Origin of the sequence: Glaciimonas soli (assembly GCF_009497155.1) — a bacterium.
Classification (GTDB): domain Bacteria; phylum Pseudomonadota; class Gammaproteobacteria; order Burkholderiales; family Burkholderiaceae_D; genus Glaciimonas; species Glaciimonas soli.
Genome location: NZ_WINI01000010.1, coordinates 37,733 through 60,513, shown reverse-complemented (window position 1 = coordinate 60,513; position 22,781 = coordinate 37,733). Strand labels below are relative to the sequence as shown.

The following is a 22,781-nucleotide window of genomic DNA, read 5'->3' as shown; positions in this document are numbered from 1 at the left end:
TTCTACCTTCACTTCGCAGCTTACTTCGCGTCGTTTTTTGCAGAGGCCGAACTATAGCAACCCGCCCTCAACACCGCAAGCTGTTTTATAAAATAATTTGAAATAAATGAAATTATCTTTTTTTGCCTAAGTCCCACTGCACGATCGATTCGCCGCTGGCCGCTGGTTTGGCGAATTACATTTAGTGCCGTCCGTCACACACTTGGCTGGAATTGATCATTCTCGAAAGAAATGCTCGGAGCGCACTATTAAATAGATCCGGCCTTTGCAACGGCGCAAAATGACTCACGCCCCGTAGCAGAATCAATTCTGAACCATGTATACAGCTAGCCAGGTATTCAACATGCTGAGGCTTGATAAATTCGTCATGCTCGCTGTGCACGAACGTGACTGGCGCATGAATCTCCGCCAGGTCCCGTGCTGAATAGTTAGGCTGGGTTGTCATCATCAGCTCTATCGCTCCGGCAAATACCTTAAATTGGTCCGGAGTAGTCGACAGCTGGGTATAGTCTTTGACGTGCCGGCTCCAACACCGCTCCAGTATCGGATTGCCTTGTGCGATTTCCTTGGTGCCGCTGGGATCCATGTTGCAGCCAAAAAAGAACACGCCCGCAATTCGTCCAGGGGCTTTCATGGCGAGTATCAATGCAATGCACGCGCCGTCGCTCCAGCCCACGACCGCCGCTTTTTCAATGTTCAGTGCGTCCATTACCGCCAACACATCTGACGCCATCAACTCATAGGTAAAAGGTCGGGAATCGCGGGTGCTGCGACCATGGCCGCGACTATCGATCAGCACCACACAGTGACCTGATTCGATCAGCATAGGTACTTGATAGCCCCAGTTTCCACTATGGCCGAGGCCGCCATGTAGCAAAATCACAGGCGATCCTGTGCCATATGTCGCGTACCAGATTTTGGCGCCGTCGTGATCGATGTAGCCTTGAGCGCCATCATCTGGTAGTGGCTTGGCACCATGCGCTTCGAAATTTATAAGATCATCGTCGAATGATGCCATTGGACTTCTCCTTAAACTTTAGCCGTTATGCGGCCCTCGCGCGTCGGGAAACACTCTCCTGTATCGCCACTATGATTAATATCGCTGTCGTCAAACCGGAAACCATTAACAAATCGGCCCTGTAAGTCAGTGGTATTAACACTGCCAGTGCCGTTAGCCCGATCATATGAGAAAGCGGAAACCAAGCATAGACCACGGTCTTATATATACCGTTGCCGAGCAGGTAAATAATAGGGCCGCCTATTAACACTGCCAGCGAACCATTGTCTAAATGTCCAGATGGGTGCGCTATTGCCAGTTCATTGCCAACCGCTGCAACGATCACGCCGGCGACAATGATGACGTGCGTATAGTGAAAATAAGCGCCGATGCGTCCCGGGTCTTTTGAGTGCACGATGGCTTCAGTGCCGGCCTCACTGCTGGTATCAAAATAGATCCACCACATTGCCAGACTGCCGAGAAAAGCCACCAGAAAAGCAATCAAGGTCGGGGCAGTCCAGTTTGCCATATGACTGAGGCTGGCACCAGTCACCAAAATCGACTCTCCCAGCGCCACAATCACAAACAATTGGCAGCGCTCAGCCATGTGACCGCCCTCTATGGTCCATTCCTGTGTTTGTGAACGCCCCAAACCGGGTAGCCATAGACCAAACATCGGCGACAAGTATTCGCATGCCACAGCCAGCGCCCAGAATATTAAACGGGAATGACCATAAGACAGACCGCCTGCAATCCAAAACGCACCTGATATACATAGCCATCCAAGCATCCGCTGGAAGTTTTTGCTTAACGCATGGCTGCGCCCCAAATACAGCACGATATAAAGGGTTCGTCCTATCTGCATCGCGGCGTAACAAGCCGCAAAAATCAGCCCGCGCTCGCCAAACGCGTCCGGCAGAGCCGCCGACATGACCAGACCAACGAGCATAATGGCCAGCAATAGCATTCGGATCTGGAACGTATTCGGGTCAAACCAATTACTTACCCAACACGTGTATTGCCAAACCAGCCAGACTGCGAACCATAAAACCAGTGTCTGCAACGCGCCAATCGGCGTCAGGTTTTCCAATAAATGATGCGATAACTGGGTAACAGCAAAAACATAGACCAAATCAAAGAACAGCTCGATAGGAAGCACTTTGGCTTCATGGCCGTCTCGAGTGCGCAACAGATTGACTTTCCCCTGAATATTCATTTTTATTTATCCCTTTTCTAGCTCGCCCTTGCGTTGCCAGCACATCTTGGTACAGCTGAGCATAGCTCTCTCCCATTACCTTTGCTGTAAACAATTTCTGGTAGCGTGCTTGGGCGCGTACGCCCATGGCCTTCGCTTGTTCAGGGTTATCCCATAGCTGCAGCATCGCCAGACGGAAGGCGTTTGGGTCGCTGGGAGGAACGACTAACCCGGTTTCTCCGTGGTTGTTGATATAACTGGTGCCGGTGCCGATTTCACTGGAAATCATTGGTTTGCCGTACATTGCGCCTTCCAGCAAAGAGATGCCAAAAGCCTCTGAACGCAAATGCGATGGAAACACGATGGCGTAACACGATTCCAACAACGCGACTTTGACTTCATCGCTGACAATGCCGAGGAAAATCACATTGCGCAAGCCTTGCTCGTCGACACGTTGTTTCAGTTCCTGCTCAATCGGTCCTGCACCGACAATCACAATCGGATAGTCGGTACCGCGCGCCGCATCCAACAGAATATGCAGGCCTTTGTAATATCGAATGGCACCGACAAACAAGAAAAAACGAGGGCCAATCCGCGTTTGCCACTCGGCCTTCAACGCCGCCGAAGCAGTCGGATAGCTGTTTTTATCGAGGCCGATGGGTATCACTTGCGTTTTGTCTTTGTATCCGGCCAACACCGAGCTGGTTTGCAGATAATTCGGCGAGGTGGCAACAATCGCATCCACACTTTGAAGAAAGCGATGCATCAATGGCCGATACAACTGCAACAACGTTTTGTAACGCACGATGTCGGAATGGTATGTCACCACGCTCGGCTTATTCATACGCGTAACGAAGTGGGCGAAATCCATAAACGGCCACGGGAAATGATAGTGCACGATATCGGCCTCAGCCGCGAGCTGCGCGAAACGCTTGAGCGCAGAAAAAGAAAAGCCGGTCGAAGCGATCTGCAGATCAAGCTTGACGCGATGCACCTTATGCCCTTCGTACATCAATTCCGCTGGATCGGGCGACTCGCTCAACGTCAGCACTTCGCTCTCGATGCCGCTGGCAGACGAACATTTGCATAACTGATAAATAGTCTGTTCGATACCGCCATACGATTCCGACTGGTAGGTCTTGTAGAAATGAAGAACTCGCATTGCACACTCTCTTATCATCAGCACCATCTTCTGCCACAACAGAAGAAAACGACTATGTTCTTTTTACGGACTGCCTACAACAGCAGCCTGGCATTAAACTTCTTTCGGAACCGAACGCTAACTATTAGCAGCCTGCCGATAAACTTCGGCAGTGACTGAGGCGCATTTTTTCCAGGAAAACTGCGCAGATCGTTCTAATCCCGCTATATGCTGCGCCATCCAAATCTCATCATCTTCCATCAAACAACGCATTTGCTCGGCCAGCCCTTCCTCGTCCTGCGGATCGACATAAATACCAGCCTCCGCCGCGACTTCCGGCAAGCTGGCGCAATCTGACGTGATCACCGGCGTGCCGCTGGTCATTGCTTCCAACACCGGCAAGCCGAAACCTTCGTAAAGAGAAGGAAACACCATAATCCTCGCCGCTGCCGTGACACACGCCAGATCCGCCTGATCCAGATAACCAGCCAACCGGACGTGACCAGCACTAACCGCTTGCGACAACGCACCTTGCAATTGATCGACATGCCATCCCTGCATACCTACAACCAACAAGGGAAAACGCTCACGTAAGAAGAGCGGCAAACGTGCATGCGCTTTCAATGTCAGCAACAGATTCTTTCGTGGCTCCAAGGTACCTACCGAAAGGATGAAACCGCGGTAATGTAAACCTAATTTTTTGAGCCGAATTGCCACCTGCGGCTCAACCCGAGGCTGAAAAATTGCAGCACAACCAAGCGGGGCAACCACAATTTTTTGTTCTGGCACGCTGTAATGCTGTTTGATCTCGTCCCCGATAAACGCTGAATCAACCAGGATTCGATTGACGCGCGCCAAGGCCGATGGCAACCGGCGCTCAATTTCTTTCAACCGATCTTTAGGCTGAGTCTGCGGATAATGGATATGCGTCAGATCGTGTACTGTCATGACCGTTGGGCCAGCAAAATTGAGCGGCCACAAACTAGGTTCGTGATACACATCGGGACATGCTTTGCGTACACCGCGATTAAAGCGTTTTTGTTCAAACGCACGACGCAGAACATAGGCGCCCGGCAGGTATCGCTTAACGATATTGGCCCAACGTGAATAACCTGGCATCGGCGCATCGACTAGCGTTTCCTGCCAGCGTGAGCCATAAAAATAGTGCATTTTCAAACCAGCATCCTGCTGCAGCGCCTGCGCCAGTTCCACGACATAATTGCCGATGCCAGTGCGCGGCGCGAGCAGAATTTTGCTATTCAGCGCAATGGTCAGTTTCATCGCAGCGACTTTGCATAGACGTTTTAGTTTGTTGTTGCGTTCGTGCTTGTCCATGGCCTGCAACACGCTCAACCAATTGTCGTGCTGAATTCTCCCAGTTTAGCCAAGACCAATCTGCCATATCTCGCGATGCCGGGAAAATTCCACTTTCTTCAAATTGTTGTACCTGGCTCGCCAACGATACCGGACTATGCAAATCAAAATAACTGATAAATTCACCGCCGATCTCATGAAACACAGGGATGTCGCTCGCCATTACAGGTAACCCTCGCTGCATAGCCTCTACCAGCGGCAAGCCAAAACCCTCTACAAATGAAGGAAACACCAGTGATTTGGCATGGCTATAACAATACTCAAGCTCGATATCACTCAGATCATTAAACATGAACAAGCGTTGTTTCAGTTCAGGATGTCTTGTTACACGCTCGATCAGGCGCTCATTCTTCCAACCTATGCGGCCGATAAAACAGAGAACGACATCGCTACCGCTTTGCCACAACTGTTCAAAAGCATCTAACAGATAGGCGTGGTTTTTACGCGGCTCGATGGTGCTGACCATCAGGTAGATAGAGCGGCCGGAAGTAAATAATTTTTCGACGGCGGGACGCACCGACTTTTCCGGGTCAATCTGGTCAAGTTCGGAACCAAGATGGAAGAAATCAAACCAACGACCGGTGGTTCGCTCACTACCCAGGCGGCGCTGAACCTCACTACGCACCTCATCGCGGATAGTGCTCGATATCGCAATAAATCCGTCTGCCGTATTGGCAATCCATTCAAACCAGCGATCAAATACTTGCACTAACGGGCCGTCGCAAAACTGAGGATGCGTTAATGGGATCAGATCGTAGATAACCGAGATGATAGTGACACCTTGCTGTTGCAATTTCTCTGCCACCGGAAAGAAATCGGCATGCCATGATGAATCCAGTAACACCAAAATATCGTCCGAGCTGCATTCCATTTCAAAAGCGCGCGACTGCACCTCGATTTTTCCAAGAGTCCACTCGGTCAAATATAGAGGCAACATAAATGCGAGACTCGCCAGGCGACACAGCACATAGGTCACGCGTCGCACATTATGAGAGGATTTCCAAGGCCAGAGCGGTAGCAAACGTGAGTGTATCAACCAGTAACGATTGCGTATCCGCACCAGCTTCTGCGCTATCGTTTCCAGCTTCGATTGCCATCGCCCTCGCAAGTCGTCGCTATGATCTGGAGCCAACTGTTTGACTTCAAGTATCTTCCCATCTTTAAAAACGACCGGAATGCAAACAGCTTGGTCTTGCACCGACGGCAAATTATTGATGATATTGCGGACCACGCGCTGGATCCCTGAGTTCATCTCTGGATGATGAAATACGTAGGTGCATTCAATCAAAAGCCTGGTCATGCCGCCACCTCGTCTATGTTCACATTTTGACTGCTGCGTGGCCGTTCTATCGCCATTTCTGCGTCCAAAAATGCACAGCCGACGAAATCAGGGGACAACGTATTAATAACATGGAAAATAACGCTGTAATCACGCCACTCATAATTCGTGTCGAGATGGGAATCTAACCTCGACAAGGAAATCGCTACCGAATAGCTGCCCTTGCCCAAATTAACCGGGAAACGACAGCGATAGATCAACTCTTCCCCGGGAAGTAAATCGGTCTGCGGCATGCCGAGTCGATGGCTATTTATGCCAAAGATCGACTGTCCCAACTTATCTTTGATCATATAGCCCATCACCAGACGCGTTACCGGCGTGTTAATGGCGACCCTGACTTCCAGAGTGACGTAGGTGCCGACTTCAACTACATCAAGTTGCTTGCCTTCATCGCTCAACAAAGTCACTGAACTGATGCTAGCCTCTCCTGTACCTGAAATGGTTCTTAATCTGCCGTCCGCCAAACGTTCTTGCCTGACCGTTTGCTGTTCCTTTTCTGCCAGCATGGCATTATAAAAATCCATCACCTCGACCGGATCACCCTGCATTTCCAGCCGCCCTCGATTCAGCAGAATGGCGCGATCGCAGATAGTTTGTATCGCATACCGGTCATGCGACACGATCAGCAAAGTGGTGCCGGCACGGCGAAATTCCCTGATGCGTTCAAAACTTTTATGCTGAAAATAGGCATCGCCGACCGATAAAGCTTCGTCGACAATTAATACATCTGGCCGGTTTGCCGTCGCCACACTAAAAGCCAGTCGCATCTGCATGCCACTTGAATAAGTTCTGACTGGCTGATCTATGTAGTCGCCGATTTCGGCAAATGCTTCGATCGCAGGCATCAATTTTTCGATCTCATCCGCCCGCAATCCTTGCAATTGACCTGCCATGACGGCATTCTGTCGTCCCGTAAAATCCGGATGAAAACCCATGCCCAGTTCCAGCAAGGCAGACACCCGCCCCTGAATATCTATAGTGCCGGTAGTCGCCTGCGTAGTGCCTGCAATTAGTTTCAAAAGCGTACTTTTACCAGCACCATTGATACCGACAATTCCGACTGCCTCACCGGCTTCCAGCTGAAAATCAATCTCTTGCAATACCCAATGCAATTGATGTCGCGGTTTAACAAACGGCAAAATCCATTCGGCCAGACGCGCCCATCGTCCGCTATAGGTCTTGTAGGCTTTCCCCAAATTTTTAACGGTTACTTTACCCATCAGAGTTCATCCACCATTTCTCCGGCATGCTTGCGAAATAGCAGCATGCCAAAAGCACATAAAGCAACGCTGAACAATGTCACTCCCAACAGATCGCTCCAGTTCGGCCACACATTGCTAACAAAAATTCCTTGATAAGAAACAATGAGCGCTGTCATCGGATTAAATTTCAGCAAATTCTGCACAGCCGCTGGCAAGGTGGAAACCGTATACACAATCGGCGTAAACCAGAACCAGAATTGCAATACGATGCCAAACAACTGGCCAATATCGCGGAAAAATACGTTCAACACGCCAAGCACGATGCCGAGGCCAACAGAAAACAGCACCTGTATCAACAACAGCGGCACCACGCCTAGAAACACCCAACCTGGAAAATTGCCAGAGACAAGCAAAAAGCCGATGAATAATCCAAAGATGATGGCAAAATTCAGACCGGTATTCATTACCGTAATAATGGGTAAGCAAATACGTGGGAAATTCAGCTTCTTGAGCATATTTCCATTTTCCAGAAATACGTTCTGCAGACGCGACACAGTCTCAGTAAAAAATCCCCAGGTCAGCAAGCCGGCGCATAGATAAATACCGTAGGCAAATTGACTGCTTGCATTGGGCAATCGTGCATGCATCAGTTGCGAGAAAACCACCGTATAGACAACAATCATTGCCAGTGGATTTAATACCGTCCATGCCGCGCCCAGCATCGAATTGCGATAACGCGCCTGAAACTCACGTTTGACGCTACCCACCATAAATCCACGGTAATGCCACAAGGAACGCAAGATGGTTTGAGTCTTGGATTGAAACATTACTTGCACCTGCCGTATTTATCGTCAAACCGCACGATATCGTCTTCACCCAGATAAGCACCGCTCTGCACTTCAATCATGACTAACTCTAACAATCCCGGGTTTTCCAGGCGATGCTTGCCGCCCGCCGGAATGTAAGTTGATTCATTGGTATTCACGTACATTTCCTTGTCGCCATTCACAACCTTGGCCATGCCTTGCACCACCACCCAATGTTCGCTACGGTGGTGATGCATCTGCAACGATAGTGATGCTCCTTGCTTGACGACGATGCGCTTGATTTTGAAGTTCGGCCCTTGCTCCAACAAGGTATAACTACCCCAAGGCCGGAATACGGTGCGATGTAACTTATAGGTATCGTGATCAGTGCTCTTTAGCTGTTGAACCACTTTTTTCACGCTCTGAACATGATCTGGATGGGCGATCAACAACGCGTCAGGCGTATCCACCACGATCAGGTTATTGACCCCGACCGTGGCCACCAAGCGCTGTTCGGAGTAAATGTAGTTATTATTGCTATCGATCAGAACCGCCTCGCCCAACACGCGATTGTTTTGTGCATCGGGCTCGACCAGCTGTCGCAGCGCCCCCCAGGAACCGATGTCGTTCCAATCAAAACTCACCGGTATCACAGCGACCCGATCAGATCGTTCCAGCACCGCATAATCGATAGAAATATCCTGCATCGCCATGAAACTGCTGCTTTCCAGTTCCTGCAATAGAACGCCAGCCGATGGACTGGCCGGACTAGCTTCAACGCAAGCGGCAGCTAGCGATAAAATTTCAGGCGCATGCCTTTCCAGCTCGCTTAAGAAAGTCGAGACTGAAAAACAAAAAATACCGGCATTCCATAAATGTTTCCCGCTCTCGACAAATTTGGTAGCACGATCACCGTCCGGTTTTTCGATGAAACGCTCCACCTTCGCTGCGCCAGCGGTATCTATTTCGTCACCGCATTCTATATACCCATAGCCGGTTTCCGGGGTCAGCGGGCGCACACCGAAGGTCACCAGATAGCCTTCTTTTGCAACTTCAACCGCGTGCTTTACGGCCTTAGTAAAGCAATCGACATCGTTGATCAAGTGATCCGCAGGCATCACCACCATAACAGTGTTATCACCATGCAGCGCACGTAAAGATAATGCGGCCACTGCAATTGCAGGCGCAGTATTGCGGCCAGACGGCTCAAGGATGAAATGCGGGCGATGATGAATGCCCAGATCTGCTGAAATAAATTCGTCTTTACTCTGGAAATAGTAATCCCGATTAGTAACGCTCAGAATATCGCCGCTAATGCCAAGCTGAGCGATACGCTGATAAGTTTTTTGCAGCAGGCTTTTACCATCTGGCAGTTTGATAAATGGTTTCGGATGCCCTTCTCGCGAGACCGGCCACAAGCGCGAACCGGCGCCGCCTGAGAGAATTACCGGAACAATCACGGCTGTAGCTGATAACGGAATGCCTGGTTCTGGAGTACGCATTTTTTATCTCCTCTTTTTTTATTTTTATTACTCTTTGCCGACGCGGCGAATATCAGCATCAACCATTTGCTGAATCAATTGCTCAAGGCCGGTTTTCGGTTTCCAATCCAATATGCGCAGTGCTTTGGCTGGATTGCCAAGCAAGACATCAACTTCAGCTGGCCGGAACAATTGCGGATCGATCACAAGATGTTCTTCATAATTCAAATCAAGATGAGAGAAAGCGATACGACACATCTCACGCACACTGGTAGTAACGCCGGTGGCAATCACGTAGTCATCGGCCCGCTCTTGCTGCAACATCAACCACATTGCTTCCACGTAGTCGCCGGCAAAGCCCCAGTCACGTTTAGCATCGATATTGCCAAGTCGTAGTTCTTTTTGCTTGCCCAACTTAATTCGCGCCGCCGCGTCAGTCACTTTGCGCGTGACGAACTCGATGCCGCGCAAAGGCGATTCATGATTGAACAAAATGCCGCTGGAAGCATGCAAACCAAAACTCTCGCGATAATTGACAGTGATCCAGTGACCGTAAAGCTTGGCTACGCCGTACGGACTACGTGGATAAAACGGTGTATTTTCGTCTTGATGTTCGGCCTGAATCAGGCCAAACATTTCGCTGGTCGAAGCTTGATAGAAACGCGATTCAGGGCTGAACTGGCGAATCGCTTCCAGCATATGCGTCACTCCCAGGCCATCCACCATGCCGGTTACCACTGGTTGATTCCAGGAAGTGCCAACAAAACTTTGCGCCCCGAGGTTATAGATTTCGTCAGGATGGCATTGGCGTACCGCTCTTATTGCCGAAGTTGCATCGGCCAAGTCGCCTTCAATGAATTGCAGCCTTTCAACGATCCCAAGCTCACGCAAACGCCATAACGTGTCACTGCTACGTCTCGCCAGCAAACCGTATACTTTATAACCCTTATCAAGCAATAACTTGGCAAGGTAAGCGCCGTCTTGTCCAGTCACACCAGTAATCAATGCAGTTTTTGTCATCGCCTATATCTCCGTTAATTCTGTTTTTTTTTGCGTCAGACCTTAACGGTCAATGTGCCGCATTCCATCGCTACTCTGTTATCCCAGTCTGCCAAGATATGCCGTAATGTCTGCTGCATGAGAATGCGCGGCGTCCATCCGGTTGCAAGTGTGATTTTCTGATTGCTGCCCTGCACCCTACGTAGATCCGAAAGTCGCATACGCGCCGGATCTTGGGCGATGACGGCTTCTATCTGTGTCAGATTGAGCATGCTGGCAATCATGTCGCGAATCAGGTATTCCTTGCCTGAGCAAACATTGTAGATTTCACCATTCGATCCTTTTTCCAACAGCGCCAGATAGGCTGAAATGACATCTTCGACATCAAGAAAATCGCGGCTGACATCGACATCACCGACCAATATGCGAGGCTCCTGCAGCCCTGATTTGATGCGAGACAATTGTCGCGCAACGCTGGAAATCACGAAGTCTTCCCGCTGCCCAGCGCCGATATGATTAAACGGGCGCGCTACCAGAATGCGCCAGGGCACGCTGCAGCTCCACTGATAACACAACAACTCTGCTGCTGCTTTGCTGACTGCATAAGGGTTTTGCGGCCGGGCTGGTTGTTGCTCTGTAATTGGCAATAATTCCGGACTCACACGACCATAGATATCGCCAGAACTGACATATAGGAAAGTGCCGTTGAAGCCGCTGCTTTGCAGCGCTTGCAACAGATTCAACGTCCCCTTCAGATTGACATCAAGCGTATGTGCTGGATCACGAAAAGCTTCCGGGATAAAAGTCTGGCCAGCAAGGTGTATCACCGCATCGGGGTTAGCTTGCTGCAAAACCTGCTTCAGCGATTCCGGCCCCAGCAAATCATAAGAACGTTCTGTGGGCGCCAGTTCCCAACCCTGAGCGACCAGATGCGTACGCATGCGCTCAAAAGCGAGCCCCACAAATCCCGATTGTCCGGTTATAAATAGTCGTTTCATATGCAGTTAATTATTCCCTGCCATTATTCAGTTAAATACACGCCGTGTTTTCCGTTACGGCTTGCGTGCGATGATGACCTGGCTTTTCGGCATGAAATCGTTCAAGACCTTCCTGACCCGCTCACCATCGGGGCTGTCCATCAGAAGTTCCCAGGTTTTTGCCCAGCTATCGAGTAAAGGGTGATGCGCGTTGCTCAGATCCACTTTGCACACCCAAAAAAACAGCCACCAGACCGACCAGTAAAACCCGTAATAATCGTGACGTTCAATGATCAAACCCGCGTCTGTCACCATCTTCTCAAACTGCTCACGTTCAATAATCCGAATATGATTCGGCTTTTCAAAATGCGACGCCGGTGCCACTTTCTTTTGCAAGTGTTCTTGCACCGAATCCGGCACGGACAACAGGTATTGCGAGCCCGCTTTACCTACTCTGACCAATTCGTTCATGAATTGCGCAGGATCATCGACGTGCTCAAGCACTTCCATGCAGATTACTTTGCTGGCGATGCCGTCTTCCAGCAAAAATGGATTGGCATCACCCACCAGTCCTTGCACTATTCGTGCAGGCGTGTCCGCCAGCCGTTGCTTGGCTACCTCGACCTTGCCGGTGTCAATGTCAGCCACGATCACATGGGCACCGCGGTGGCCGCAAAATAATGCATTGCCGCCGTCGCCGCAACCTGCATCCAGAACGACATCCTCCGCGCTAATGACAAAGCCGCGATAAAGCTCATCGCTTTCCTGCAGATACCAGCCGCTCGCCAGTGCATCGCGCAAACCGATATGGAAGGAATCAATCGCCACGATAGGTAATACCTGCGCTGTTTCAGCAACAGGTACTATCGGAATCGTGGCATCCCCTTTAGTGATGCCGAAAAGCTTTCTGATTATGTTTCGCATACTTTTTTGTTTCCACCGTTATTACTTATGCCTGAAACTGAAACTGAGGTTTCCCCAAGTTATCGGTAATTTTCTTACCGCGAGCGCGTAAAGGAGTTTCAATAAAACGATAATTAAGTTCACTGAATACAAGCACGAGAACAGCAGCTGTGAGGGCTAGTTGAACATTGTAGGTTCGGTCAAAAATGGTGTCTTTGGGGGCAATCCAATACCAGATTTGGCGGCTCATGAGATAAGCCGGCATATGTGTCAGATACAACGCATAAGAACGACTTCCAACCCAGAGCAGCACATGTTTCAACGGATTCTCTGGCATCAGATAATCTTTGTCATAGGATGCAATCCATACCAGAACTATCGAAATCAATGCGACAACACCGACCCAACACCTGAAATCCTGATATTGCGGCGACCCAATTTTGGCCAGTGCAGCCACCAACATTGCGAGAATAACAATGCGCACCCACGGTCGTTTTTTCAGGAACGTCGGTTCTACTCTGAAATAATTTTCATGCTTACTCCAAATTGCCAGTAACACTCCCAGTAACAATGCATCGGACCGTATCATCATCAACAATAACGATTGGTGGCGAGATGCGAAAAATTGCAGCACCACCAAAACAATCAACACAGCAGAAAGCCAGCGACGACAGATAAAAACAGCCAATGGCAGCAATAAGTAAAACTGCTCTTCCAACGAGAGGCTCCAATATGGGGAGGTAGGGCCAATATCTTCGCGGCCATACTTCAGCATCACACGAAAGTTCGCATAGTTAAAAAACCCAGCCAGGCTGCCATCCAGAGCTGTCTTAAGCGTTCCAAATATGCCTGATTTATTGAAAACCACTGTGGCTAACAGTAACAGTGCCAGCCAAAGCCATGCAGAAGGCCATAGTCGCCAAATACGTCTGATCCAGAACTTGATCGCAACAGAAAAGAATGCCTGGTTATCGTCGCAGCGATTAAACCGCGCAATTAAATCTCTGGCGATAACGAATCCAGAAATCGCGAAGAATAAATCGACGCCACTCCAGAATCCGAAATGCGTATAGATGAACAAAAGAGTTTCACTTGTGTCCCCAAACAAATTGAACCGCGTATGTTCGAACAAAACGAAAAGCACTGCGATTCCACGCAATAGCTCGATATCTTTAATACGATGATTCATGTGCGATCAACTCCGATAGTTCATCCATGATCTGGCTTACGAGCGATGATTGCCTGACTCTTCGGCATAACGCTATCTAATAGCTGCTTGATCTTTGCGCCGTCAGGTAAAGAAATCAATTGATGCCATGTTTTAGCCCATTCATTAAGCAAGGGAGAATGAGGTGGCTTGATGTTATCGCGCGTAGCACCATCGCTCCCAGATTCGTCAACCCAGTAAAGACACATCCAGAGCGACCAAAAGAACCCGGAAGCATGTCGCCTCTCAATCTGTAATCCTGCATCAGTCACCAGCGCAGCAAACGCTTCGCGCTCAAACACATTGATATGATTGGGTTTTTGAAAATGCGAAGTCGGTGCCAGCTGTTTCTGCAAACCTTCGCCAACCGGATCGGGCACGGTTAACAAATACAACGCGCCCGGCTTCCCAACGCGCACCAGTTCTGCCAGAACCTGTGCTGGATCATCGACGTGTTCCAGCATTTCCATAGCGATAATCCGGCTGGCGCAGCCATCCGGTAATGGCAGAGGATTGGTATCGCAGACCAGCGCTTGTGCGCCACGTGCCGGACTGGCTGCCACTTTTGCAGAAAGACGTTCCACTTGTGCGGCATCAGTATCGGAAAAGATCACGTGCGCACCGCAGCGTGCTGCAAACATGGTTGCCCCACCCTCGCCGCAACCGACATCCAGCACTACATCGGCAACCGTAATCGGAAAACCTTCCAGCAATTCACCGCTGTCTTGACGAAACCAGCCACTTTGCACCGTATCGACCAAGCCGCAAGTACGTGAATCAACCACCCCATCAGCCGATATCAACTGCGGCAATTGCACTTTTTCTGCGGTCTTTGCTTTGAATTGCCGTAAACGACCAGTAAGGAATTTGATCATACAGATGCCTTTTCCACAGCCTGCGCGATATCGCGTCCACCTACACCGGGGTGACTGGCAAAGAAAGTCAGCAAACGCTCTTTGACAACCTCACGAGAACAATGCTTTTGCAGTTTTTGCACCGCATGTTCCGCCATCTGCTGATACCGCACCGGATCTTGTCTGGCGACGCGATAACTTTCCTTGTAAGCATTCAGCAAGGTGCCCCAGTCTATGCGGTAACGCAAAGTGCGATAAGCCTGCCGCGGATCATGCGGCCAATGGCTAGGCTCAGTATTGGAATCCAATACAAATGCATTGTCGCTATCAACATAGTCAGCCATCGCGGTATTGACCGGCGCGATAGCCGGTTTGCCGCAAGACATGAACTCCATCAATGGCAGACATTGGCCTTCGCCATGTGAGGTATTCAGCACATAGGTGGTTGCAGAGACCAGCTTTTCGTAATCTGCATCACTTAAATAACCGTGGATAAGCAGAATGCGGCACTTGAACGGCGTCAGCTTATAAACATTCTCCAACAGATTGTCGATGCCGATGCGCACATCGTTGTGCGTCAACTTCAACACTAGCGTCGCATCTTCAACATCGCGAAAAGCCCAACAGAAAGCACTGATCATGTCATACCAGTTCTTGCGTCCGTCATATGGATTGAAGACCGAGGTATACACCACACCATCAACGTGCACCTTGATCGGCTCGCGACTAGCCAACGCTGGTGGACGCAGCAGATTCGGCTTGGGATTGCGTCGGAGCGGCACACTGTAAGGAGAAAGATCGACCGTGCGACTATCAATGACGGTACCGGCAACATACAAATCGACGCCATCAGGATGATTTGCGATTGATAGTTTTTCGCGCAATGCGGAAAAGCGATCCCACACCGGTGCAGGTATCGACGCCACCGGGAATTCGGATGTCATCACCTGCCGCACTGAATTTGCGGTAAATTCCGAATGCGTGATGGTGCTGCCGACTTTATCGAAAACATAGCGCCAGTCATGGCGCGGCTCGCCAAGCCAGGCCTCAGTCGGTAATGTACTAAATTCCCAGGCGAATACAGGAATGGTAGGACAGGAAAGGCCGATCACCGTTTTGTGCGGCGGCGAGAACGAAAGAAACACACAAGACTCACCATGTGCAGTTGCGCTTCTGTATATGTCATCCACTTCACGTGCAGGATCACTGACGGTGACCACAATGCCCAGTTGCTCGAGCACCGGTCGGAACTCTTTCAATACGAAGTAGTAACTGTATTCTGGCAAACCCAGATTCGCTACTATCGAACCGGCGTTGGTATCGGAGTAAATAATAATTATCATCAAACACCAGGCTTCAAAAAGAAGTTGCTTAGCTGTTCCTTCACAACAGCTCTTGAACAATATGACACCTGACGCGCCATCGCATGTTCACTCATCGCTAAATATTTTTCGGGTTGCTGTTTCGCCACACGATAACTATCTTTATAGGCAGTACAGATTGATTCCCAGTCAAGCCGATAACGCAAGGTCCGGAACAAGTCGCGCGGATCATGCGGCCAGACATTGTGTTCAAGGCTAGACTTGACGATGAATGCTGCGCCGTCGTCTATGTAATCTTCCATCGCTGTGTGGATAGGCGCGATCACCGGCTTGCCACAAGACATGAATTCCATTAGTGGCAAACATAAGCCCTCACACAATGAAGTGTTGACGTAAAAGCTGGTGGCGCCAATCAACTCTTCATAGGTTGCGTCATCCAGATAGGCATGCAAAGTCACGACGCGACATTTGAATGGTGCCAACTGCGACAACAAGGTAAGTAAAGTGTTGTGATACATCGACAAATCGCGCTCGTTCATTTTCAGAACCAAGGTGGCATCGTCCACATCGCGGAAGGTCCAGCAAAATGCTGTCACCATGTCGAACCAGTTTTTGCGGCCATCCTTGGGACTGAGGATAGAGGTGTAAATTACCCCTTCGAGGTTGACAACCACTTCAGGTTCCAAGACAACAACCGCCGCTGGAACTGGGGCTGGCGCCACGGTTTCTACCTGCGCTTCCACTTCAAGCGGTGGCAGCTCTATCGCTAACGGCTGCGGCGGCATTTTAATGACCGGCATTCCGACTATGGCACGACCAAGCGTATAGCCACTGCGACCAGTTACCGCAACCGTCTTGGCTAACCACAAAGGCAACAGATCGCGTAATGCCTCCCGATACCACGTCAGCAGATGACGTTTAGTTACCGCCAGACGATAACGTAGATTTTTTACTTGCACTGGCGCATGCGGTTCAGGTATTGTTTCCGGTACTTGCTCTGCAATTGATTCCAATATTGGTTCCGGTAACGACGCCACGATTGCTGGTTGCGGCTCTTCTTCAGTCTCTGCCTGTACATCAGGAATGGTAAGATGCGCGATCAAACCATCCGCAGACAAGCCCAGCAGATGGCTATCGATTACTGTGCCGCGTAGCACGATCGTGCTTTTCTTAGGCGGTAAAATATGACCAAATCTGGCGCGCGCGCCAGCATATTGCTCCCACAAAGGTGCTGGAACCGCCAGCACAGGAAATGCCTCTCCCATCGCATCTTTAACCGTACGGGCGGTATAGCTTGATAGCGTAATCGCTTTGCCATGACTGGCAAACACCACACGCCAGTCGTTGCGGAGGTCGTTGTCCCATTGCTCATCGGGGATATTGCTGTACTCCCAGGCGAACACCGAAACGGTTGGACACTCGAGGTCGATCAGGGTCTTGTTAGGTGGAGAAAAGGACAGGAATACGCATTCTTCGCCGCGCAGCTGACATGCTTTAAACAGCGGGTCGACTTCGCTTGCGGGATGTTGTACCAGCGTGACAGTGCCCAGCCCGGCTAAAACGGTACGAAAAGCTTTTAAGACAAAGTAGTAACTGTACTCTGGCAAACCAAGGCTTTTATCGATTGTACTTTCGCCAATATCCGAATACAGAATGAAATTCATCAATAATGCACTTTACATCGAGTGTTAATTTTCCAAACAGCTGCCAAAATCGCCGTCGGCGTTGACATGATGCTGTTTTGAAACTGTCTCAACCCCGCTATCGGGGCATTTTTATAAATAATCAGTGGCAGTCGTGCAGCGCTTTACCAAGCAAATTTTACATAATGCAGTATCAATCATTACCGGCAATAGCAAACATGGCAACCGGCAATAAGTGGTATAGCAATTTAATAAACTTTCTGCAAGACAACCCCTATATTTGCCGATAATACCTGATGTTTGCAACATGGTGCAGTTCTGCCGGACTGCTTTAGAGCGATAGACCTATTTTTTGTAAATAGGGAGTTATCAGTCTGTTATTTAGCTGGCAATGGACGATTGAGGGAAAGGCTGCCGAGCATTGTTGTATGCGCGGGTTAATGGATAGGCTCTTCCGCAATTCGTACCAATTTCACACAACTTCAGCAGATTTATATATTCACGGAACAAAATACATCGAACCAACCAGCACAGATGTTTTTTCCATAAATCTGTGCTGCTCAGTTCGGGAAGGAATTACTGAGTTGCATTAGGAAACACAGTTTTCCAGTCTTGCTTCATATCGACGACGACCCAACCTTTGGCTGGCGCTTCGTCTAGCCCCTTATCGAGCTTACCCATCTTGGAGGTTCGGTCATAGGCATACTCTCGCTCAGCATCGGTATGATGAACGATGACGCCGAGACGTGCACCAGGACCCGCAGTCGTCCATTCCAGCATCTGAATGTCGCCATCCGAATTGCCGAAAGCAGCAATCGGCCGGCGACCAATTACGTGCTCGATTGATGCAGGCTTGCCCGGTCCATCGTCGACATTATCAATTTGCGCCAGTCGCGTAAGTGTTGGCACCCCTCCCACAAATGAATACTTGTATTTGGCGGTACTGCCAATCACGTGTTCAGGTGGCACTCCGTAGACGCGCTCCGAATAGTCGCGAATAAATTCGACACCGCCACCAGATACGATGTAGGTTTTAAATCCGTTGGCTCGCATATATTGGAGAACTTCTAGCATCGGCTGGTAAACCAGTTGTGTGTAAGAACGTTTGAATCGTGGGTCTTGCGCCTTGCTCATCCAATCATGCACAGTCGCGCGAAAATCGCTGGTGCTCATGCCGGTGTGCGTCGCGGCAAGCAGCTTTGCCACACCGGTTTCACCAGTCGCGGCCACTCCCTTCATATCGCCCGCCAGTACCGAACGAAACGGCTCCTCGGTCTTCCATTCAGGGTGCTGCGGAGCGAGTTCATGGATGCGTTGTAATGTGAAGACCAGTTGCACATACGCCGGCTGTTCCAACCATAGCGTCCCATCGTTATCGAACACGGCGATACGCTCGGCGGGCGGCACATAGTCTGGCGAACCGGCCTGTGTGACGCGTGCAACGAAATCAACGATAGATTTTTTGGCAGCAGTGTCTTGCCACGAAGGCAGAACCGATGTTGCTACCACAGCTTCGGACGTACTCGCCGCGGCAACCTTCGGCGACGACGGTTGTGCGCAAGCAGTAAGAATAAGCATTGCAGTTAAAGCGGCGATACTGGTGATGCGATGATTGAAATTACGCATGGTTGGCCTTTGAAAATTTTCTTTGACTAACTAAGGTGTCACACGAGCAGCGCGTGACGCTCAAGCGAACTCTGATCCCATCTTTCCAGGCACCAGACCCACATAGGTAATTTCGTTGGGTGACTGATATTGCAATCAAATTTTTATTTATGCAACAAAGTACTTTGCGATCGTCGCGAATGTCCAACAGACTTGCTTTTCACTGAATACGCATTTGCACCCCCTTTATTTCCCACGGGAAAATTTGCTTTATACTCGCCAAAATCATTTTGACTGGAATGCAAAGCCATGCCAACTCTTCGCTCACACCATATTGTCGCTATCGGACTTATATTTTCAGCGTCGCTGCTGCTCAGCGGGCTGTGCATTACCACGGAGGCCGCAGAGAACACAGACGCCACACTGCAAGTACTCAATCGTGACATACCTCATCTGCTCACCGAGGCCGCGATTCCTAGCGTTTCCATCGCGCAAATCAAACAAGGTCGTATTGCTTTGACCGCAGCATATGGTTCACAGAGCCAAGGCACACCAGCAACCACCGAAACTCTCTACAACATCGCCTCGCTGACAAAACCGTTAACTGCAGAAGTCATACTGCGGATGGCGTCTAAGAACGTGATCTCGCTTGATGAGCCTATGTATTCCTATTGGACCGATCCAGACATCGCGAATGATGAACGACGAAAACTGTTAACGCCGCGCTTAGCGCTGAGTCATCGCACCGGCTTTCCGAATTGGCGCGATAAGAAAGACGGTCTGAAATTCGTCAACGAACCGGGTACGGTGTGGGGATATTCTGGCGAAGGTTATCAATATGTCGCGCGCTTTGCAGAAAAGAAAACCGATAAGAGCTTTGAAGAACTAGCGCAAACGTATCTGTTCGATCCGGCTCGTATGAAGTCCACTTCCTATATTGGCAAGCCATGGTTTGAAGGTCGTATCGCCATTCCCACGAGCGCCGCCGGTGAGCCATTAAAACCTGAAATCGGCACCCACTACAACGCCGCCGATCTGGTCTACACAACCGCACGCGACTATGCGGTTTTCATGGTCGCAGTGCTCAAGAACCGTAGTCTGAGCAGCATCATCGCAAAAGAGCGAAACCGCATTCAAGTCAGTATGATGCAGCAGACCTGTCAGGGCGCGAAGGCTGAGAGCTGTCCGCACGAAACAGGATACGGGCTCGGCTGGCAGATACTAGATTTCAAAGATGAAACACTGATGATGCACACCGGAAAAGACGACGGCATATTTACCTTCGCGTATCTGAACCGTACCACCGGCGACGGCGCAGTGATTTTCACCAACGGTGAGGATGGCTACAAGATCATTTTGCCGATACTCGAACGTCTGCACACGAGTCCGATGTATATCCGATTTCTACAAGGGCAAATGAAGTAAGCGTAAAACGCGCGGTACGAAACACAATGAGATTACATAACAAATTATGAGGATTATGACGATGTCCATTAAACAGCTCGGTCGGTTTACTTTGATTGTTTTACTGTTGGCGATGAGCTTGCTCGAATCGCCTGCGGTGTCGGCACAAACTTCAGATGATGATGCCGCCCTCACCTCCACCATCGGGGCGCTCGATACCAAAGTCTTCGATGCCTACAACCGATGCGATATGGATGCATTCAGAGATTATTTCGTACCGAACGTAGAGTTTTATCACGACAAAAGCGGCGCAACATTTGACCGAGAAACAGTAATTGCAAATACGAAAAAATACATCTGCAATAAAGTTCACAGAGAGCTGATTGCCTCGACATTCAAGGTCTATCCTATCAAAGACTACGGCGCTATCGAAGAAGGCGAACACCGCTTCTGCCAGATAAAAACCGGCGAATGTGAAGGCATTGCAAAATTTATGATGATCTGGAAAAAGACAGGCGAGCTGTGGCAACTCACCAGAATCGTCAGCTACGGTCATCGCGAGATGACTGCAGAAGAAAAAACAGCGATGGCCAAGTAGACATGAATTTACGTTAACCGTAAACACAATAAACACGACAGCGCTTTATGACGGAATGGAAGTAATGAGCAAGCAAACAGCAACGGAACCCATTCTTTCGGTGAGAAGAATACAGCTGGAAGATATTCCACCTATCGTCAATTACTGGACTTCTGCCTCGGACGCCCATCTGGAAAGAATGGGCTCTGATAAGACCAAACTGCCGAACGCGACGCAGTTTCAGACTGACCTTCAGCATATTTATGACACGCCAGACCAAGAAGCAAAAACTTTTTATTCGATTTGGCTAGTGAATAATCAGGCGATTGGATTTTCCAGCTTGAAAAATATCGCTTATGGTGAAAGCGGAGAAATGCATCTGCATATATGGAATGGCGATTTCCGAGGAAAGGGATATGGGCCGCGTCTGTTTTGTTTATCGGTACTTGATTTTTATAAACGATTTAAGTTGAAAAAACTCAAATGCGAGCCGAGAGCAAGCAATCCTCTCCCAAACCGCATGCTGCAAAAAATTGGCTTTCCATTGATTGATAGTTTTGTTGGTGCTTCGTCGGAAATTAGCTTAGTGGTTGAATTGAATCGGTATGATCTTCCGATAGGCATCGCGGAAAGGTATCTTGCGAATGTGCGGCCACCTGTAATTCAAGAATAATATTTACATATGTTGCGCTGTTTTTTGTAAATATTATTCTTTCATGTAATTAAGAAGTCTCAAAATCTGCCTTGTAATTCTCCTGATGTGTACTATGGTTAAAGGCCATACATCATTTTTGGAGGACATCATGGATGAAGAGGTTGCTGCATTAGTTGTCGATAATGGCTCAGGCATGGAAAAAAGTGGATTTGGCGGGGATGACGAATCGGATTATGCAAAGGTGGGATCCGATGGCATCGTGACTGCAATTCAAAGTTACAGTGCGGCTCCCTCTCCGGAGTGGAAACTTTGTAAAACGAATACGGTCGTAGGCTCACCTTATTAGGAAATATTTTTAAGAATTCCCTGCGTTGTTCGATGCGATCAGATGTGAAACTTTGCATAATGTCGGCATACATAAAAATCTGGAGCTCTAAACAAGCTCCAGATTTTTTAACAAATGAGGCTTAGTTTTTTACATCACTAAAACTCAACTGCATTTATTTTGTTTTGTCGTAAATATACCCATGAACAAATCTAATCTATTGCCAGAAGAGATTCACTCGGAACGTCTGTTGATTCGCGTTGCCAAGCCGGGCGATGGCGCCATGTTTAATCAAGCAATTGCAGAGTCGGCGGCACACCTGAAAGATTGGCTATCATGGGTAACGCCGGTTCCGAATGTTGATCAATCCGAATTGTCCTGTCGCCAGGCCTATGCACGATTCTTGCTGAATGAAGATTTAATGGCATTCTTCATTCTGAAATCAACTGGTGAATTAGTTGGCGGCGGCGGCTTGCATTATGTGAATTGGGATTTACGACGTTTTGAGGTTGGGTACTGGGGAAGAACACGGTATCTTGGAAACGGGTTGATCAGCGAAGCCGTAAAAGCATTGATGCAGTACGCGATGGAAAATTTACATGCAAGTCGCGTGTTTCTCACCATGGATGAAAGAAATCTTGCAAGTCGACGGCTTGCCGAGCGTGTTGGATTTGAGATCGAAGGGACACTGCGGCAAGATAGAAGAAATATCCAAGGCAATTTACGCAATACGCGCGTTTATTCGGTCATTCGTGTTGACGCGCACTGACGCAAA

The 22,781-nt window shown here is 49.3% G+C and carries 21 protein-coding genes; 5 read left to right on the top strand and 16 right to left on the bottom strand.

Annotated elements, in window-relative coordinates; genetic code table 11:
• Positions 1 to 181 precede the first annotated feature (181 nt).
• From GEV47_RS18265 to GEV47_RS18190, 16 genes are all read right to left on the bottom strand, one after another.
• The gene (locus GEV47_RS18265; protein WP_153236237.1) at positions 182 to 1,018 is read right to left on the bottom strand and encodes an alpha/beta fold hydrolase; all 837 of its coding nucleotides are present in this window, start codon (positions 1,016 to 1,018) and stop codon (positions 182 to 184) included.
• Between the two features lie 25 nt (positions 1,019 to 1,043).
• Positions 1,044 to 2,213: a low temperature requirement protein A gene (locus GEV47_RS18260; protein WP_153236236.1), complete on the bottom strand. Its 1,170-nt coding sequence runs from the start codon at positions 2,211 to 2,213 to the stop codon at positions 1,044 to 1,046.
• Positions 2,164 to 3,354, bottom strand: a complete 1,191-nt coding sequence (locus tag GEV47_RS18255) for a glycosyltransferase family 4 protein (protein ID WP_153236235.1) — start codon at positions 3,352 to 3,354, stop codon at positions 2,164 to 2,166. The genes GEV47_RS18260 and GEV47_RS18255 overlap by 50 nt, the downstream gene beginning before the upstream one ends.
• A gap of 117 nt (positions 3,355 to 3,471) precedes the next feature.
• Positions 3,472 to 4,614: a glycosyltransferase family 4 protein gene (locus tag GEV47_RS18250; RefSeq protein ID WP_228124802.1), complete on the bottom strand. Its 1,143-nt coding sequence runs from the start codon at positions 4,612 to 4,614 to the stop codon at positions 3,472 to 3,474.
• Positions 4,589 to 5,959, bottom strand: coding sequence for a glycosyltransferase family 4 protein (locus GEV47_RS18245; protein ID WP_228124801.1), 1,371 nt, complete (start codon positions 5,957 to 5,959; stop codon positions 4,589 to 4,591). The genes GEV47_RS18250 and GEV47_RS18245 overlap by 26 nt, the downstream gene beginning before the upstream one ends.
• A gap of 44 nt (positions 5,960 to 6,003) precedes the next feature.
• On the bottom strand, positions 6,004 to 7,266 hold the full coding sequence (locus tag GEV47_RS18240; protein WP_153236233.1) for an ABC transporter ATP-binding protein: 1,263 nt from the start codon (positions 7,264 to 7,266) through the stop codon (positions 6,004 to 6,006).
• The gene (locus GEV47_RS18235) at positions 7,266 to 8,075 is read right to left on the bottom strand and encodes an ABC transporter permease (protein ID WP_153236232.1); all 810 of its coding nucleotides are present in this window, start codon (positions 8,073 to 8,075) and stop codon (positions 7,266 to 7,268) included. The genes GEV47_RS18240 and GEV47_RS18235 overlap by 1 nt, the downstream gene beginning before the upstream one ends.
• Entirely contained in the window at positions 8,075 to 9,556 is a 1,482-nt protein-coding gene (locus tag GEV47_RS18230; RefSeq protein ID WP_153236231.1) for a mannose-1-phosphate guanylyltransferase/mannose-6-phosphate isomerase, read from the bottom strand. Before GEV47_RS18230 ends, GEV47_RS18235 begins: the two co-directional genes overlap by 1 nt.
• Before the next feature lie 27 nt (positions 9,557 to 9,583).
• A complete protein-coding gene (locus GEV47_RS18225; protein WP_153236230.1) occupies positions 9,584 to 10,555 on the bottom strand; it encodes a GDP-mannose 4,6-dehydratase in 972 nt (323 codons plus the stop codon).
• Between the two features lie 35 nt (positions 10,556 to 10,590).
• Positions 10,591 to 11,532 carry a GDP-mannose 4,6-dehydratase gene (locus tag GEV47_RS18220; RefSeq protein ID WP_153236229.1) on the bottom strand — a complete coding sequence of 314 codons (942 nt, stop codon included), beginning with the start codon at positions 11,530 to 11,532 and terminating at the stop codon, positions 10,591 to 10,593.
• A gap of 54 nt (positions 11,533 to 11,586) precedes the next feature.
• On the bottom strand, positions 11,587 to 12,435 hold the full coding sequence (locus tag GEV47_RS18215) for a class I SAM-dependent methyltransferase (protein WP_153236228.1): 849 nt from the start codon (positions 12,433 to 12,435) through the stop codon (positions 11,587 to 11,589).
• A 25-nt stretch (positions 12,436 to 12,460) separates the two neighbouring features.
• The gene (locus tag GEV47_RS18210) at positions 12,461 to 13,603 is read right to left on the bottom strand and encodes an acyltransferase family protein (protein ID WP_153236227.1); all 1,143 of its coding nucleotides are present in this window, start codon (positions 13,601 to 13,603) and stop codon (positions 12,461 to 12,463) included.
• Between the two features lie 20 nt (positions 13,604 to 13,623).
• Positions 13,624 to 14,496, bottom strand: a complete 873-nt coding sequence (locus GEV47_RS18205; RefSeq protein ID WP_153236226.1) for a class I SAM-dependent methyltransferase — start codon at positions 14,494 to 14,496, stop codon at positions 13,624 to 13,626.
• On the bottom strand, positions 14,493 to 15,818 hold the full coding sequence (locus GEV47_RS18200) for a glycosyltransferase (RefSeq protein ID WP_153236225.1): 1,326 nt from the start codon (positions 15,816 to 15,818) through the stop codon (positions 14,493 to 14,495). The genes GEV47_RS18205 and GEV47_RS18200 overlap by 4 nt, the downstream gene beginning before the upstream one ends.
• Positions 15,818 to 17,461 (bottom strand): glycosyltransferase, encoded by a 1,644-nt coding sequence (locus GEV47_RS18195; RefSeq protein ID WP_153236224.1) that lies wholly within the window; start codon positions 17,459 to 17,461, stop codon positions 15,818 to 15,820. The genes GEV47_RS18200 and GEV47_RS18195 overlap by 1 nt, the downstream gene beginning before the upstream one ends.
• 555 nt (positions 17,462 to 18,016) lie before the next feature.
• Positions 18,017 to 19,066: an HAD family hydrolase gene (locus tag GEV47_RS18190; protein ID WP_228124800.1), complete on the bottom strand. Its 1,050-nt coding sequence runs from the start codon at positions 19,064 to 19,066 to the stop codon at positions 18,017 to 18,019.
• Positions 19,067 to 19,354: 288 nt separating this feature from the next.
• Between GEV47_RS18190 and GEV47_RS18185 the strand changes: the two genes are divergently transcribed.
• The 5 genes from GEV47_RS18185 (at position 19,355) to GEV47_RS18165 (ending at position 22,775) form a co-directional block, all read left to right on the top strand.
• Positions 19,355 to 20,470: a serine hydrolase domain-containing protein gene (locus GEV47_RS18185; protein ID WP_153236223.1), complete on the top strand. Its 1,116-nt coding sequence runs from the start codon at positions 19,355 to 19,357 to the stop codon at positions 20,468 to 20,470.
• Positions 20,471 to 20,525: 55 nt separating this feature from the next.
• Complete coding sequence (locus GEV47_RS18180; RefSeq protein ID WP_228124799.1) at positions 20,526 to 21,047, top strand: nuclear transport factor 2 family protein; 522 nt, start codon at positions 20,526 to 20,528, stop codon at positions 21,045 to 21,047.
• A gap of 55 nt (positions 21,048 to 21,102) precedes the next feature.
• Positions 21,103 to 21,699 carry a GNAT family N-acetyltransferase gene (locus tag GEV47_RS18175; RefSeq protein WP_153236222.1) on the top strand — a complete coding sequence of 199 codons (597 nt, stop codon included), beginning with the start codon at positions 21,103 to 21,105 and terminating at the stop codon, positions 21,697 to 21,699.
• 130 nt (positions 21,700 to 21,829) lie between these two features.
• A complete protein-coding gene (locus GEV47_RS18170; RefSeq protein WP_153236221.1) occupies positions 21,830 to 22,027 on the top strand; it encodes a hypothetical protein in 198 nt (65 codons plus the stop codon).
• Between the two features lie 181 nt (positions 22,028 to 22,208).
• The gene (locus tag GEV47_RS18165) at positions 22,209 to 22,775 is read left to right on the top strand and encodes a GNAT family N-acetyltransferase (protein WP_153236220.1); all 567 of its coding nucleotides are present in this window, start codon (positions 22,209 to 22,211) and stop codon (positions 22,773 to 22,775) included.
• Positions 22,776 to 22,781 lie beyond the last annotated feature (6 nt).

What these genes read in the sequence shown, in the direction of transcription:
- GEV47_RS18265 (WP_153236237.1), bottom strand. Translation starts at nt 1,018, where the DNA reads ATGGCATCATTCGACGATGATCTTATAAATTTCGAAGCGCATGGTGCC.
- GEV47_RS18260 (WP_153236236.1), bottom strand. Translation starts at nt 2,213, where the DNA reads ATGAATATTCAGGGGAAAGTCAATCTGTTGCGCACTCGAGACGGCCAT.
- GEV47_RS18255 (WP_153236235.1), bottom strand. Translation starts at nt 3,354, where the DNA reads ATGCGAGTTCTTCATTTCTACAAGACCTACCAGTCGGAATCGTATGGC.
- GEV47_RS18250 (WP_228124802.1), bottom strand. Translation starts at nt 4,614, where the DNA reads ATGAAACTGACCATTGCGCTGAATAGCAAAATTCTGCTCGCGCCGCGC.
- GEV47_RS18245 (WP_228124801.1), bottom strand. Translation starts at nt 5,959, where the DNA reads ATGAACTCAGGGATCCAGCGCGTGGTCCGCAATATCATCAATAATTTG.
- GEV47_RS18240 (WP_153236233.1), bottom strand. Translation starts at nt 7,266, where the DNA reads ATGGGTAAAGTAACCGTTAAAAATTTGGGGAAAGCCTACAAGACCTAT.
- GEV47_RS18235 (WP_153236232.1), bottom strand. Translation starts at nt 8,075, where the DNA reads ATGTTTCAATCCAAGACTCAAACCATCTTGCGTTCCTTGTGGCATTAC.
- GEV47_RS18230 (WP_153236231.1), bottom strand. Translation starts at nt 9,556, where the DNA reads ATGCGTACTCCAGAACCAGGCATTCCGTTATCAGCTACAGCCGTGATT.
- GEV47_RS18225 (WP_153236230.1), bottom strand. Translation starts at nt 10,555, where the DNA reads ATGACAAAAACTGCATTGATTACTGGTGTGACTGGACAAGACGGCGCT.
- GEV47_RS18220 (WP_153236229.1), bottom strand. Translation starts at nt 11,532, where the DNA reads ATGAAACGACTATTTATAACCGGACAATCGGGATTTGTGGGGCTCGCT.
- GEV47_RS18215 (WP_153236228.1), bottom strand. Translation starts at nt 12,435, where the DNA reads ATGCGAAACATAATCAGAAAGCTTTTCGGCATCACTAAAGGGGATGCC.
- GEV47_RS18210 (WP_153236227.1), bottom strand. Translation starts at nt 13,603, where the DNA reads ATGAATCATCGTATTAAAGATATCGAGCTATTGCGTGGAATCGCAGTG.
- GEV47_RS18205 (WP_153236226.1), bottom strand. Translation starts at nt 14,496, where the DNA reads ATGATCAAATTCCTTACTGGTCGTTTACGGCAATTCAAAGCAAAGACC.
- GEV47_RS18200 (WP_153236225.1), bottom strand. Translation starts at nt 15,818, where the DNA reads ATGATAATTATTATTTACTCCGATACCAACGCCGGTTCGATAGTAGCG.
- GEV47_RS18195 (WP_153236224.1), bottom strand. Translation starts at nt 17,461, where the DNA reads ATGAATTTCATTCTGTATTCGGATATTGGCGAAAGTACAATCGATAAA.
- GEV47_RS18190 (WP_228124800.1), bottom strand. Translation starts at nt 19,066, where the DNA reads ATGCGTAATTTCAATCATCGCATCACCAGTATCGCCGCTTTAACTGCA.
- GEV47_RS18185 (WP_153236223.1), top strand. Translation starts at nt 19,355, where the DNA reads ATGCCAACTCTTCGCTCACACCATATTGTCGCTATCGGACTTATATTT.
- GEV47_RS18180 (WP_228124799.1), top strand. Translation starts at nt 20,526, where the DNA reads ATGACGATGTCCATTAAACAGCTCGGTCGGTTTACTTTGATTGTTTTA.
- GEV47_RS18175 (WP_153236222.1), top strand. Translation starts at nt 21,103, where the DNA reads ATGGAAGTAATGAGCAAGCAAACAGCAACGGAACCCATTCTTTCGGTG.
- GEV47_RS18170 (WP_153236221.1), top strand. Translation starts at nt 21,830, where the DNA reads ATGGATGAAGAGGTTGCTGCATTAGTTGTCGATAATGGCTCAGGCATG.
- GEV47_RS18165 (WP_153236220.1), top strand. Translation starts at nt 22,209, where the DNA reads ATGAACAAATCTAATCTATTGCCAGAAGAGATTCACTCGGAACGTCTG.